The organism is Bacillus sp. SIMBA_026 (assembly GCF_046535335.1).
In the GTDB taxonomy this organism is placed as follows: domain Bacteria; phylum Bacillota; class Bacilli; order Bacillales; family Bacillaceae; genus Bacillus; species Bacillus velezensis.
The window spans coordinates 1-269 of sequence record NZ_JAWRWX010000187.1 but is presented as its reverse complement, the minus strand read 5'-3'; the positions used below and the strand labels follow the sequence as shown (position 1 = coordinate 269).

1 pseudogene is annotated in these 269 nt (G+C 48.7%); it reads right to left on the bottom strand.

What is annotated here, in order from left to right:
* Window positions 1-214: pseudogene (locus SB847_RS21135) on the bottom strand (hypothetical protein); the annotation flags it as partial.
* Window positions 215-269: the final 55 nt, after the last annotated feature.

The window sequence follows — 269 nt, the reverse complement described above, 5'->3', positions numbered from 1 at the left end:
ATATATCGTCTTTGCGGGGCCCGTTTATCTCTGGGAATTTTTGCCGCAAGGCATCTATTACGTCGGCCGTGTCATCAACCGATAAGGTGGTCTGACTCATGTAATGCAGGTTACCGGGATCTTTCACTTCCAGCTTGGCAACATCTTCCGGCGACTCCACCAAATAAATGCCACCCTCAGAATTATTATATTGGCCCATAGTCCCTTCAACCACAGGGTGTCCTGCGTGACCAATTAAAATGCATTCATGCCCTTTACGGCTAGCACGG